Consider the following 12,727-nt stretch of genomic DNA (forward strand, 5'->3'; position numbering starts at 1 on the left):
GGCGACTGAGCAGATTGCCCGATGCGCACCCCTTCCAGACACTCGCGCCGAGTATGCTGACGGGCGGAGTTGGCCGGGTGGCGGCCCCGATCTCAAGGTCGGGGAGGAAAGTCCGGACTTCACAGGGCACGGCGCCCCGGGCGACCGGGGGCGGGGCGACCCGACGGAAAGTGCCACAGAAAATACACCGCCCTGATTCGTCAGGGTAAGGGTGAAAAGGTGCGGTAAGAGCGCACCAGCGCTGCGGGCAACCGCGGCGGCTAGGTAAACCCCGCCGGAAGCAAGGCCAAATAGGGAGGGACTGACCCGGCCCGGCGACCCTCCGGGTAGGCCGCATAGACAGATCGCCGCACAAAGACAGAATCCGGCTTACAGGCCAACTCCAACCTACGCAGCGTCTTCTTCGTAGGGGTATGACGGCAGCTCGTGCGCTTGCATATGGAAGTGCGCCTCCAAATCCGGCTCGTCCTTCAAACCATGATAGTCCCGCACTCTCTCCAGCCGAATTTCGGTGGAATTGGCACGAAGCGATTCGCGGGCATCAGTTTCCGATTCTTCCGCGTCCTGGTGACCGCTCGGTTGGAAGGAAGGAGTACCGGCGTCTTGAAGGTGGCCAAGGACTCGAATTGCTTCATTTCGCGACGTCAGGCCAGCCTCGACCTTCGCTATGGCATCCTGATGGATAGACAAGAAACCGTCCTCCACGGCCGCTTTCTCGATCTCGCGCGAGGAGGCCCGTTGAGCAATCAGCTCGCTAATCTCCGGCGTAACCGCGATGACCTCGCAAATGGCTGTGCGCCCTGACAATCCGATGTTGCTGCACTCTTCGCACCCGCCGGCGGTCCAACCGTCAAGCGTAGATTTCTTGCAGCTCAGGCACAGCGAGCGAACGAGTCTTTGAGCCATCGAGCCGATCAAGGTCGTGCTAAGCAAAAACGGGTCGATCCCAAAGGCGAGCATGCGCGCGATCGCGCCGGCTGCATCAGCGCACTGAAGGCCACTGATGACTAGCTGTCCGTTGATCGCAGCACGAACAGCTATCTCAGCCGTCTCCGCATCTCGGATTTTACTCACCAGGACGACGTCCGGGTCTTGGCGCAGAATCGCTTCCAACTGTCCGGCGCAGTTCGATCCAGGACCGTCGCCGAATTGTGATTGGTTGACGCCCGCAATGTCGCACTCGATCAGCTCTTCACAGGTCATGACGTTGAGCGCGCCAGCTTGCAATTCGCCCAGCAGCGAGTACAAGGTCGTCGTAATTCCGCTGCTTACCGGTCCCGTGACTAGGAACAGGCCGAAAGGTCGCTTGACGAGCGATCGAAGCGTCTCAGTCAATCGCTCCGTGAACCCGAGGCTGCTCAAGTCCCTCAATCCGACCGAATCGTCGAGCAGCCGCAATGTGACCCGTTCTCCGTGCGAGGTCAGCATAACGCTCATGCGCAGTTCGACGGTTTTGCTCTCCAACTCGACAGAGATTCGTCCGGTCTGTGGGCCGTCGCTCCCATCTGCATCAAGACCGGCCATCAGCTTTAGTCGACCCAGAAACAGCTTCTGCAAGCTCTTCGGGATCGATCCGACGTTCCTCAAGCAGCCGTCGATCCTGAGGCGGATACCGACGTCTTCCGCAGTTGGATCGAGATGGATGTCGGTCGCCTTGGCGCGAATGGCGTTGCCGATAATTTGATCGACCAGCCCGATAACGGGAGCGGTCTCGTCTTCGGTCAGGCAGTCGCCTGATCCTTCCGGTTCGCCGCCTGCTTCAGCGGTAGAAAGCGCATCGCTGATCAGCTTCGCAAGCTCTGGGCGGCCTTGGTCCTCGACGGGCGTGGCAGAGGGATCCAGCAAGTGCTGGATTATCGACTGAATCTTGTCCGCGTCAGCCATGACCGGTTCGATCCGGAGTCCGGTAATGGCACGGACTCGCTGTATCGCCTGAATGTCATTCGGGTCGGCCATGGCCAGGAGCAACAGGTCTCCTCGCCGGCACACGGGGATAACGCTGTGCTCTTCACACACAGATTTCGGCAGAATCTTGAGAGTAGCGTGATCGGGCGGATCGCTGTCGAGCATCCAAGGCGTGGCCGCCTCTTGCGCCGCAAGCAACTGAAGAATGTGCGCATCGTTGATGTAGCCCAGCTCAACGAGGTTCTGACCCAGCTTCTTGCCGGTCTCCTTGCCCCGCTCCAAAGCCTCTTCCAACTGATCCTGTCGGATGAGCTCCATTTGGACCAGCATGGTCCCGAACTGCTTCTCGGCGTTATTTGTGAGCACTGATATGAGTTTTCCAGTACAGGCAGGACTGCAGGACTGAACAGGCTCGAAAACAAGCAAGAACCAGGTGAAAAACAGGTAAGAATCGAGAGAAGCTCGCCATCGCTGGCGAACTTCTCCGTAGGTTCGACTAGCCTCCGCCGGTCAGGAACTTCGGCTTCGCGTACTCCTTCCTCGGCGTCTTCAGCTCGTTGAGCAGGTACGCGACCGCCGCTTCAAGCTCAGGATCGTGTCCGCGAGACACCAGGTCCGGCGTGTCGTCCACGAGGATGTCCGGATCGATGCCCTTGTTCTCCGCGATGATCTGGCCTGTCTCCAGGTCGTAGAGCGCGAACTCGGGTGAGGTGACCCCGCCACCGTCCACCAGACCTCGCGCACCGGTGATTCCGATCAGGCCGCCCCAGGTGCGGGTTCCGATCAGCGGCCCGATCTTGTGATAGCGGAATAGCCAGGGGAAGTGATCGCCGCCAGAGCCGGCGTACTTGTTGATCAGCATCGCCTTGGGGCCGTCCCAAGCCTGTGGCGGGTACATGACGCTCTCTCCGTGCCGCTGCTGGATGCCCGTCACGATTTGGCGCGTCAGCCGCTCGCCGAAGAACGTCGGGATGAAGCCGCCGCCGTTGTACCGCTCGTCGACGATGAAGGCCTCCTTTTCGCTCTGGCCGTAGTAGCCGCGCATGAACTCGGTGATGCCTTGCACCGCAGTGTTCGGCACGTGAACGTATCCGATGCGCCCGCCCGAGAGCTCTTCGACGCGCTTGCGGTTGCCTTCGACCCAGTCGATGTAGCGGAGCTGTTGCTCGCTGCCGATCGTCTGGACCTTGTACTCGCGCGCGTCGATCCCGCTCGCTCCGCTCGCGACCTTGATCTTCACGAACTTGCCGGCCTTGCCGACGAGCAGTTGGTGCACGTCGATGCCCGCGTGGACCTTCTGTCCGTCGATCTCGAGCAGCACGTCGCCGTCCCTGACGTCGACGCCGGGGGCTCCAAGGGGTCCGCGCCGCGCTGCCGAGTAGTTCTGGCCGCGGTAGACCTTCTCGATGACCACGTTGTCGCCGCGCACCGCGTAGTCCACGCCGAGCATTCCTGTGTTCGGATTGCCGATTGGCTGGCCGAAGTCGCCGCCTCCGTTATAGGCGTGGCCCGTGCCCAGCTCGCCGATCATCATGCCCAAGACGTAGTTCACGTCGGAGCGGTCGCCCGCGCTTTCCACCATCGCAAAGTACTTCTCGCCGATAGCGTTCCAATCGAGGCCGAGCATGCCCTTGTCGTAGAAGTTGTCGCGCTGGTACCGCCACGCGTCGCGCATGATCTGCCGCCACTCCTTGACGGGGTCGATCGTCATGTTGACGTCGCCGAAGCTGACCTTGTCTGCGCCAGGGGTGAGCCCAGGCTTGATATCGGTGATCGCCCACGAGCCGCCGGCGTTGTACGCCATCTTGGTGCGATCGGGCGAGAAGTCGAAGCCGGACGCTCCAGAGATGATGTTCTGCGATTTGCGGCTTCCCATGTCGAACTTCATCAAGGTGCCGTTGGAAAAGGTGAAGACGCCGTTGTCCGCGCCGACCAGGAACGGGTAGCTGCCCGGCCCCCACGGCAGCGCGATCGCGCGCTCGGCGAGGCCGTCGAAGTCGATCGCGCTCCCATCTTCGTCATCCTCTTCCTCTTCCTCTTCCTCTTCCTCCTCTTCTTCCTCTTCCTCGTCATCCCCCTTCTTCACGGGCTCTTCGTCGTCCTCCGGAAGGAGCGGGTTCGTCATGTCGGCCTTGAGCGGGATCACGTACACGCGGTCAACGTTCAACTGGCCGACGCCGATCTCGAACGCGCTGGGGTTGAACCCGAACGTTCTTGACGAAACGATGTAGAGGTACTTGCCGTTCAGGTCGAACGCGACAGCGCCGTCGTTGTAGTAGCCGTCGGTGACCTGGTGGTGCTCGTCCTTCTCGACGTCGTAGATGTAGACCGCCCCGAAGAGGCTGGGCTGGGTCTTGACGTAGGCGATCCACTTGCCGTCCTTCGACCAGTCAGGCATCCCGGCCCCAGAGAAGCCTTGCGGATCCTTGAAGACAAACGTGCTGTCACCGCTTTCAAGATCGATGATATACACCTCGTTGTCCTCGGTCGCATAGCCGATCTTCTTGCTATCGGGAGAGTAGGCGAAACCTGCGATAACGTGGCCTTCAGGCGTCTCGACCATCTTCGCCTCGCCGCCCATCTGCGGGATGCGGTACAGCTTCGTGTCGCCGGAGACGTCGCTGATGTACGCAAGTTCCTGTCCGTCGGGCGACCAGGAGACCATCTCCTCGCGCACGCCCTGGCTGTTCGTCAGGTTGCGGGTCGCGCCGTTCTTCGCCGGGACCGTGTAAAGGTCGCCGCGCGCGGTGATCGCCAGCCGCTTGCCGCTCGGGGACATCGCCACGCCATCGACCCACTGAGAGACGTTCTTGTAGTAAGGTCGTCGCTTCAGTTCGTCGCTTCGCACCGTCACGCTAACCTCCCGCACGTCTCCGCTCGCCACCTCGTACGTGTACAGTCGACCGTTGCGCTCGTAGACGATCGTCTTGCTGTCGGCGCCGGGCCAGCGGATGTCGGCGTCGCTAAATCGCGTCAACTGGGTCTTGCTCTTCGATCTCGTATCGTACTTGTACAGATTCAACGTCCCTTGGTTGAGGTCGCTGATGTAGTAGACGCTGTTGCCCACCCACATCGGGAAGTAGTTCTGCTCTCGACCGGTCGGCACCTCGCTGTACTCGCGGGCCGCAAAATCCCAAAAGCTGATCCGCCCCTGCGTGCCGCCTCGGTACCGTCGCCAGTTGAACTGGTACGACGACGAGCGGTTGTACGCCATCGTTGAACCGTCTGGTGAGAACGACATGTCTACGACTTCGTGCACGTCGCTCTTGACGGGCATTCCGCCGTCGGGGCTGACGAACCACAAGTAGTTCCCGCCGGGCCGCACCCTTCCCCGGGATGACGAAAACGCGATTCGGCCGTCAGGCGTCCAATCGCCGACCAAGTCGCTACCGGCGCTGAACGTGAGCCTCTTGGGCTCTCCGCCCTCTGCCGGCATCACGTAAACGTCGTTGTCCCCGTCGTACTGGCCTGTGAACGCGATCCACTGGCCGTCCGCCGAAAACTTCGCACGGTATTCGGTGCCGGGGTGACTGGTCAGGCGCTTTGCCGCGCCTCCACTGGCATCCACGAGCCAAAGGTCGGAAGAGTATGTGAAGACGATTTTTTCTCCACTGATATCGGGGAACCGCATCAAGCGGACGTCCATCGAAGCGGACTGCAACAGTCCAGCGGCGAGTAAAGTCGAAACAAGCATTTTTGGTCCTCTCGGTTGAACACAAACAACGGCGCAATCCTGGCCTCGTGCCCAATCAGACAGTACCTAAGGCAGCGGCAATAGGTTTCCGCAGAAGGCACAAAGCATTACGATTCGTACTCTTTGACCCGGACGGTCAACACCCTCAGAACACCGTTCACTATAGCTTTGACTGTAACCTCCCCTTCTTCGAATCCGCGCAGGATGCCGCTCTGGTCGATCCATGCAGAGCCGGTCGCGGCCCACAAGACCTCAACGTGCGGAACCGCGTCACCCCTATCGTTCACAACTCGAAACGGTGTTTCCTGACCCAGCTCAACTTCCACCGGTCCAGCGATCACAAAGTCGCCATCGTCCTGAGCGCCAGCGATCTCGTCGATCACGAGGATCGAGTTTGCGATCGCCCGCTGCCGGCCTCCGCTCGGTCGGTTGAGCACGACACCAGCAATCGCCAGGGTCGTGCTCCCGCCGCCGTCGAGGTTGATCGCGTCGGTGCATCCTAGGTCGATCATCACATGAGCCAGCTCTTCGAGCGTCGCGCCGTCGCTCATACTCTGCCGGCCGTCGACAGCGACCAGCCAAACGTCTCCGGCCGGCGTCACGCCGATCGCGCTTCTCGGATGTCGGTTTTCTGCGAACTCCAGCTTGAAGCCTTCCTCGGCGAACGGAATGAACTTCTGGCCGGCTTTGACAAGGAGCGGCCCCCCGGCGGCCACGTGCGTAACGCCCTCCCAGTCGATGCCCTCGTGCTGCAGCGAAATCGTGACTTCGTCACCCTCTCGCAATTCAAGAATCCGCTCGGTCGGGACGCCTCGAACGGCCAGCGCCACGTGTCCGTCCGAAATCTCAAGCGTGTTGATCTCTGAGAAAAACCGCACGAACACTCCCTGCCACTCGCCGTTCGGCGTGAACTCGGCATCCGACTCAATGAGGACGTTTAAGGCCGGCTCTCGCGATAGGCTGACCGTCGCGGCAGACGTATAGAGGACGACCATGTTGTCCCCGCACTCCTCGTTCACTCCGTAAATCGAGACCGGATCGCCGTCTCCCCACGTGATCGCCCCGGCGAATTGCAAATACCCGAACCGGAAACCAGCTGGCCCCCACGCCACGACGCTGCGCGTCCTTGCCGCGCTGCTGAGCAGCCTTCCGTCGACGACCATCGCACCGAGCGGATCGCCGTTCGCAGGAAAGAAGTCCGCGTTGATCCCAGCGATGGCAGACGAGTCCCTCATCATGCCCACGACCGTTTGCCGCCCTTGATCTGCCGCGTCAGGACCGAAGACGCGGTCTTGGGAGAGCGCCGGGCGCAATCCGAGCCCGGCAGCGCCGTTTGCGATGCGCAGGGCGTGGACTACTCGCGGAATCTCGTCGTCGATCGTCACGCGGTACGTGATCCCAGGACGAACGATCTTCTCCCACTCCATTACGTCCGGCTTGGCCAGAACAGGAATGAGGACGACAAGAAGAGCTAGTCTGCGCATGGCGTTTCGAGGATTTCCAGAGTACCTTTGTTCGCGTCGAGCCGCGCTTGCACTCCGAGCGGCAGGCTGAGCATCCCCTTCATGTGGCCGAACGGGAAGTTGACGACGCTCGGCACCCCGAGATCGCCGATTCGATCTTCGATGATCTTCCGCCACGGCCACTCTCCCTTTGAGCTGTCGAGAAGATCGTCGGTGCGCGACATCTCTCCGATCACCAGTCCCTCGGCTGCCTGGAGCAATCCGAGATTCAGGAAGTGAGTCAGCAAAGCGTCAACTCGCTGAGGCTTCTCGTCCACGTCCTCGATCAGAACGATCTTGCCCACCGTCTCCAACGCATCCGGAGTCCCAATGCCGTCAGCAAGCAGGCTTAGGCAGCCCCCGGTCAGAACGCCTTCCGCCGTGCCGGGAACGAGCGTTTCGCCGGTCGGCGCGCCGCCTGGAACTGAACTTTCGCCCGCAAGCAGGCCAGCCAGCGAATCGTACACCCACTGGTCGCGATCGACGGAGAGCGAGATCAGCATCGGGGTGTGAAACGTCGCCAGTCCCCTGCGGTTCAGCGCCAAATGCAGGGTCGTCACGTCGCTAAAACCGCAGAACATCTTGCCGGACCGCGCCATCTTATCAATGTCCAGCCGCGTCAGCAGCCGGGCACAGCCGTACCCGCCGCGCGAACAGAAGACGCACTGTACGTCCGGGTCTTCGAACGCATCTTGCAGGTCGCGGGCTCGGTCATCATCCGAGCCGGCCAAGTAGCCGTCGGCATCGAAAGCGTGCCTGGCGATCGAGACCGCGTACCCCTGCGACTCAAGAAATAGAACCCCCTTCTCAATCTGCTCCGGCTTGAGCGGCGAGGCAGGCGAAACCACCCTGACTTGATCGCCAGGGCGCAACGCCCGGGGCTTCCTCATTGATTGGCCGGTGCAACGACGACGCGCCGATTCGGCTCCTCGCCCTCGCTGTAGGTTCGGACACCCTCGTAGTCGACCAGCGCCTTGTGCACGATTCGCCGCTCGAACGCAGGCAGCGCGTCGAGCACGGCCTCCTCTTTGCGGTTTGCAACTTCGGCCGCGATATCTTCTGCTAACTTCGTAAGAAGCGTCTCCCGCCGCTCGCGGTAATTGTTGCCCTCCAGTACCACGCGCACGCCGTTCGCCAGCTTGCGGCTGGAGAAGACGTTCATCAGGTACTGAAGCGCGTTGAGGACTTCGCCTCGACGACCGACCAAGTAGCTGGTGTCCTCGCCGTCGATCTCGACGTTGACGTACCTGCCGTTCAGCCCGGTGCAGACTGCCTTCGAGTCGAACTCGCCAGCTTCCAGAAGCTGGTTCAGCATTCCGATGATTCGGTCGGCGTCTTCATCCGTCGCTGTCACGTCGGGCCGAGTATCTTCGGCTCGGGGCTCGGCTTCGGCTGTCTCAGTCTGCTCGTCATCGGGCTCCTCCTGCGGTGGCTCCGGCTCGTCATCCGCCGCAGGCGCATCTTGCTCTTCGGCTTCAGTAGCAGGATCGGGCTCCGGTTCGGGTTCGTCGGCGACCTCTTCGGCCTCCGGTTCAGACGGCTGGTCGTCCGGTTCAATCGCCTCGGCCCGGACGCGGACCTTGCCCTTGCCGAACAGGCCCTGGGTCTCCTCCAGGACGGTGGCCTGGATGTCCTTTGCATCCACACCCAGTTTCTTCGCCGCCATTTCAACAGCTTCTTCAACCGTTGCGGCTGTTACTTCCAATGTTTTCATTTTCTGACTCGCGAAATCGTTAGGCGTCACTTCTTCTTCTTTGAGTGCTTCTTACCCGTTTTTCTGATGAACCCAGGAGCTACGTCGATATGCTTCTTGGCGGAGCTGTTGCTGGATTCGGGTTGGATGCCGCCATGGACAGTCTGGACCTTCTCAAGAGGCGGCACAGGCAGTCGATACAGGTAGAGCGACTGTCCGACAGCCATCATGTTCGTGAAAAGCCAATACACGATGAACGCCGATGCAAGCGGATAGAACAGCATCATGATCGGAAACGCGACAGACATGCCAAGTCCGATCATCCGCTGCTGTCTGGCGTTGCTGGGATCGTTGATCGGTTGCAACAGCGTGCTCGCGACCATCGAAACCATGTACAGACCGATCAGCAAGTAATCGCGCTCGCCTAGGTTCGGCGCGATCGGGATGCCCAAGAACGACCCAGCGTTCTCGTTGATCCACAGGAAGCTGCCCTTGGTGAACTCAAACTGATAGAGCCTCATGCAGGCGTAGATCAGGAGGAAGTACGGCATCTGAATGAAAATGGGCCAGCATCCGGCGAACGGGTTCAGGCCGTACTCCTTGTACAGCGCCATCATCTCCTGGTTCATCGCCTGAGCGTCCGTCGTCTGCCCAGTCTCCTTGTTCTTGTACTTCTCCTTGATCTCTTTTACGAGCGGTCCCAAGAGCGACATCCGCCGTCCGTGCATGATCTGTTTGGAGAAGAGCGGCCAGATCGAAAGCCTCACGATGATCGCCAGCAACAGGCCGACTAACCAGTAGCTGAGCCCAGGTTTGCTGCCGGTCAAGCGCACGAGCCAGTCGATGATGTCGTAGCCTGGCACGACGCCGACGACGAGCTTCGTCTTGTTGCGCTCGCTCATGTCCTCGATGATGCGGTCGTACAGGGAAGCCGCCGTTACGCTCGTGGCCAGCATCCTGCTGTCCGGCGTGACAGTTAGCGGGCGCTCCCACCATTCGGACTGCCCGTATTTCCTGAACTGCCCTTGGAGCAGACGGTACGCCTTTTCGATCTTGGTGTACCCCTTGTCGCCGTTGTTGAGCTCGTACTGATACAGGCCGCTCTTGTACTGGGTGTCGGCCGCCAGCAGTCTCGCGTCGAACGTCTTGCTGTCCTTGTCGTCCTTTGTGATGGTGTTCGCCTTCACATTGTTGTCCAGGAGGCGAATGTAGGCTGGCAGGATTTTGGCGATCTGAACGTCCTGACCCTTGGCGTTCATCTCGATCATCGCCGTCCAGACTTCGTCAGCGGTGCGCGTCTCTGGCGCCCCCTTGTTTCCGAAGAAAATCTGGTAGCCGAAGAACAGCATTGCCGTCCACAGCATGATGGACACGAAGGATTGCTTTCGCGAAGGTGGTTGCTTCTTGCTCATTGCGTCAAACTGTTTCGTCTACTGTACGGGGTCGTGACCGCCCGGGTTGAACGGGTTGCATCGGACGATGCGCCGAACGCCCATCCAAGAGCCCTTGAAAAGCCCGTACTTGACGACCGCTTCCAACGTGTACTGCGAGCACGACGGCGTGAACCGGCAAACCCTGGGCATCCACGTCGTCGACCGCTGGTACACACGGATCATGAAGACTCCGAATCGTCGTTCAATCGCGAGCGCACTTTGGCCATCGTCTCCAACAGATCGTTCTGCAGATCGAGGAACGGAACCCTGTCGACGCTCGACTTCAACGCGATCGCCAAGTCCGTTTCGGCCAGCCAGTCGCTGCTCATCGCTCGAACCATCTCGCGAATCTGGCGCTTGACCTTGGCGCGTCTCGGTTGGTTGCCCAGGGATCGGGGTGTTGCAATGCCCACCCGTCCGTTGCCCGGCAACGAGTAGATTCGCATCCAACGTCCGTTTGTACGCCATCCTAGTTTGAAGAGTTGGTCAAATGAGCGCTTCGTGGGTCCTCTCAGGCGGACAATCGTGTTCGCCCCTTTGCGCGTCGACGCTTAAGAAGATTGCGACCGTCCGTCGTGCGCATACGCACGCGAAAGCCGTGCTTCTTGTGACGCTTTCGATTGTTAGGCTGGAAAGTGCGCTTCATTTGACTCGTCCAAGATACGGAATTTGAACCAAGATAGTACCCGCTGGACCTGAATCTGCGTGGGCCTGGGAGGGCACCCTCTGCCTCTGCCGAACTTGGCTCTCCAATTATCCAGCTACGAATACTCGCGCGGGTCTGTCAACCTTCCGGTCAGCGCCGTTGCCGCTGCCGTCATGGGCGACACGAGGTGAGTGCGCGAGCCTGGGCCTTGGCGGCCCTCGTAAGGCCGGTTGGACGTAGATGCGGAGCGTTGCTGCGGCCTGAGAATGTCGCCGTTCATGCCAAGGCACATCGAGCAGCCGCTGTGATGCCATTCAAACCCTGCCGCCGTGAAGATTTCGGCAAGCCCCTCCTTTTCGGCAGCTACCCGCACCGCCTCCGAGCCTGGGACTACCATCGCTCGAACGCCCGACGCGACCTTGCGCCCCTTGACCAATGCAGCGGCCTCGACCAGGTCTTCTAGGCGCGCGTTGGTGCACGAACCGATGAACACCGTGTCGATCCGCAGATCGCTCATCGGCACGCCCGGCTTGAGGCCCATGTACATCTGCGCCCTCTCCTCGCCGGCGTTCGCCGGTTCTGGAACGGACGCACCGATATCGATCGTCATGCCCGGATTCGTGCCCCACGTTACTTGCGGCTGAAGCGAGTCTACATCCAGCCTTTCGTCACGGTCGAAGGTTGCGCCGGCGTCAGTTCTCAGAGCCTTGGCCCGCTCTACCATCTGCATAAAGGCTTCTCCCGATGGCGCGTACGGCCTCTTGCCTGTGCCGATGTACTCAAAGGTCGTGTCGTCAGGAGCGACAAGACCGGCTCGGGCGCCCATCTCGATCGACATGTTGCAGACAGTCATGCGCCCGCTCATCGGAAGGTCGCAAATCGCGTCTCCTCGGTATTCGACGACGTATCCGGTACCGCCGCTGGCGCCCAGCATCCGGATCGTCGCCAAAATCATGTCCTTCGCAGAGACGCCCTTGGAGAGCTTCCCGAGGAACTCGATGCTCATGCTCTTCGGCCGCGTCGGCACTCGCAGCGTCTGCGTCGCGAGAACGTGCTCGACCTCGGTCGTCCCGATGCCGAATGCGAGCGCGCCGAACGCCCCGTGAGTGCTCGTGTGGCTGTCGCCGCAGACGATCGTCAGACCAGGGAGCGTCAGCCCAAGCTCCGGGCCGATGACGTGCACGATGCCCTGCCTGCTGTCCCCATATCCAAACAGCGACACGCCAAACTCAGCCGCGTTTCGCGACAGCGCGGCGATCTGCCGCCCGCTCAAGCTGTCTGCCTCGATCTCCCGACCGTCCGTCGGCACGTTGTGATCGACGGTTGCGAACGTGAGGTCTGGTCGTCGGACGGACCGGCCTGCCTCGCGCAATCCGTCGAACGCCTGCGGCGAAGTGACCTCGTGGACCAGATGCCGGTCGACGTACAGCAGCGCGCCGCCGTCGTCCAGCTCGGTCACGACGTGCGCAGCCCATATCTTCTCGAACAGCGTCTTCGGCATCGAACGCTTATTCTACGCCCAACGATGTGATCCCAGTCCTGGCCAGCCGGAATCGGTCTACAATCGGCTAGATGCGCAAGTACGTGCAGTTCGTGGCAGCGGCCACCGTGACGGCTATCGGTTCTGGAACCGTCGCCGCGCTTGGGACGTCCGTCTTCGTCGGTATCTCCCAAATGTCGCGCCCGGCGGGCACCGACATTCCTGACGAGGCTCTTGCTCAGTCAGGCAACAACATCTGGATCGCGTTCTGGATCGGTGTGCTCATCGGCACCGCCGTTACCGCATACATTTTCTTCCGGCCGAACAAGGCCCAAGCCGACCCTGTCGCAGACTGAGCTCCAGGCCGACTTAAG

The 12,727-nt window shown here is 60.9% G+C and carries 10 protein-coding genes and 1 other RNA gene; 2 read left to right on the top strand and 9 right to left on the bottom strand.

Annotation, left to right across the window (positions count from 1 at the left end; all coding sequences use genetic code 11):
• Positions 1 to 65: 65 nt before the first annotated feature.
• An RNA gene (rnpB, locus tag IH944_10930) (RNase P RNA component class A) lies at positions 66 to 388 on the top strand.
• Here rnpB and tadA read toward each other — a convergent pair.
• The 9 genes from tadA to leuC all read right to left on the bottom strand — a co-directional run bounded on the left by tadA (position 388) and on the right by leuC (position 12,374).
• A complete protein-coding gene (gene tadA, locus IH944_10935) occupies positions 388 to 2,271 on the bottom strand; it encodes a Flp pilus assembly complex ATPase component TadA (GenBank protein ID MCH7905063.1) in 1,884 nt (627 codons plus the stop codon). The two genes, rnpB and tadA, sit on opposite strands and share 1 nt — an antisense overlap.
• Positions 2,272 to 2,401: 130 nt before the next feature.
• Positions 2,402 to 5,599, bottom strand: coding sequence for a PD40 domain-containing protein (locus IH944_10940; GenBank protein ID MCH7905064.1), 3,198 nt, complete (start codon positions 5,597 to 5,599; stop codon positions 2,402 to 2,404).
• 107 nt (positions 5,600 to 5,706) lie between these two features.
• Complete coding sequence (locus IH944_10945; GenBank protein MCH7905065.1) at positions 5,707 to 7,083, bottom strand: phosphodiester glycosidase family protein; 1,377 nt, start codon at positions 7,081 to 7,083, stop codon at positions 5,707 to 5,709.
• On the bottom strand, positions 7,071 to 7,991 hold the full coding sequence (locus tag IH944_10950) for an LD-carboxypeptidase (GenBank protein MCH7905066.1): 921 nt from the start codon (positions 7,989 to 7,991) through the stop codon (positions 7,071 to 7,073). Before IH944_10950 ends, IH944_10945 begins: the two co-directional genes overlap by 13 nt.
• Positions 7,988 to 8,815, bottom strand: coding sequence for a KH domain-containing protein (locus tag IH944_10955; GenBank protein MCH7905067.1), 828 nt, complete (start codon positions 8,813 to 8,815; stop codon positions 7,988 to 7,990). The genes IH944_10950 and IH944_10955 overlap by 4 nt, the downstream gene beginning before the upstream one ends.
• Before the next feature lie 26 nt (positions 8,816 to 8,841).
• A complete protein-coding gene (locus IH944_10960; protein MCH7905068.1) occupies positions 8,842 to 10,206 on the bottom strand; it encodes a membrane protein insertase YidC in 1,365 nt (454 codons plus the stop codon).
• Positions 10,207 to 10,224: 18 nt separating this feature from the next.
• Positions 10,225 to 10,695: a membrane protein insertion efficiency factor YidD gene (gene yidD, locus IH944_10965; GenBank protein MCH7905069.1), complete on the bottom strand. Its 471-nt coding sequence runs from the start codon at positions 10,693 to 10,695 to the stop codon at positions 10,225 to 10,227.
• Between the two features lie 43 nt (positions 10,696 to 10,738).
• Positions 10,739 to 10,873, bottom strand: coding sequence for a 50S ribosomal protein L34 (gene rpmH / locus IH944_10970; GenBank protein MCH7905070.1), 135 nt, complete (start codon positions 10,871 to 10,873; stop codon positions 10,739 to 10,741).
• A gap of 115 nt (positions 10,874 to 10,988) precedes the next feature.
• Positions 10,989 to 12,374 (bottom strand): 3-isopropylmalate dehydratase large subunit, encoded by a 1,386-nt coding sequence (leuC, locus tag IH944_10975; GenBank protein ID MCH7905071.1) that lies wholly within the window; start codon positions 12,372 to 12,374, stop codon positions 10,989 to 10,991.
• A 71-nt stretch (positions 12,375 to 12,445) separates the two neighbouring features.
• On the opposite strand from leuC, the gene IH944_10980 reads away from it, so the two are divergent.
• Positions 12,446 to 12,709 (top strand): hypothetical protein, encoded by a 264-nt coding sequence (locus IH944_10980; GenBank protein MCH7905072.1) that lies wholly within the window; start codon positions 12,446 to 12,448, stop codon positions 12,707 to 12,709.
• Positions 12,710 to 12,727: the final 18 nt, after the last annotated feature.

This window comes from Armatimonadota bacterium (genome assembly GCA_022563855.1).
Lineage (GTDB): Bacteria > Armatimonadota > Fimbriimonadia > Fimbriimonadales > Fimbriimonadaceae > JADFMN01.

What these genes read in the sequence shown, in the direction of transcription:
- rpmH (MCH7905070.1), bottom strand. Translation starts at nt 10,873, where the DNA reads ATGAAGCGCACTTTCCAGCCTAACAATCGAAAGCGTCACAAGAAGCAC.
- IH944_10955 (MCH7905067.1), bottom strand. Translation starts at nt 8,815, where the DNA reads ATGAAAACATTGGAAGTAACAGCCGCAACGGTTGAAGAAGCTGTTGAA.
- IH944_10980 (MCH7905072.1), top strand. Translation starts at nt 12,446, where the DNA reads ATGCGCAAGTACGTGCAGTTCGTGGCAGCGGCCACCGTGACGGCTATC.
- IH944_10950 (MCH7905066.1), bottom strand. Translation starts at nt 7,991, where the DNA reads ATGAGGAAGCCCCGGGCGTTGCGCCCTGGCGATCAAGTCAGGGTGGTT.
- yidD (MCH7905069.1), bottom strand. Translation starts at nt 10,695, where the DNA reads ATGGCGTACAAACGGACGTTGGATGCGAATCTACTCGTTGCCGGGCAA.
- IH944_10960 (MCH7905068.1), bottom strand. Translation starts at nt 10,206, where the DNA reads ATGAGCAAGAAGCAACCACCTTCGCGAAAGCAATCCTTCGTGTCCATC.
- IH944_10940 (MCH7905064.1), bottom strand. Translation starts at nt 5,599, where the DNA reads ATGCTTGTTTCGACTTTACTCGCCGCTGGACTGTTGCAGTCCGCTTCG.
- leuC (MCH7905071.1), bottom strand. Translation starts at nt 12,374, where the DNA reads ATGCCGAAGACGCTGTTCGAGAAGATATGGGCTGCGCACGTCGTGACC.
- IH944_10945 (MCH7905065.1), bottom strand. Translation starts at nt 7,083, where the DNA reads ATGCGCAGACTAGCTCTTCTTGTCGTCCTCATTCCTGTTCTGGCCAAG.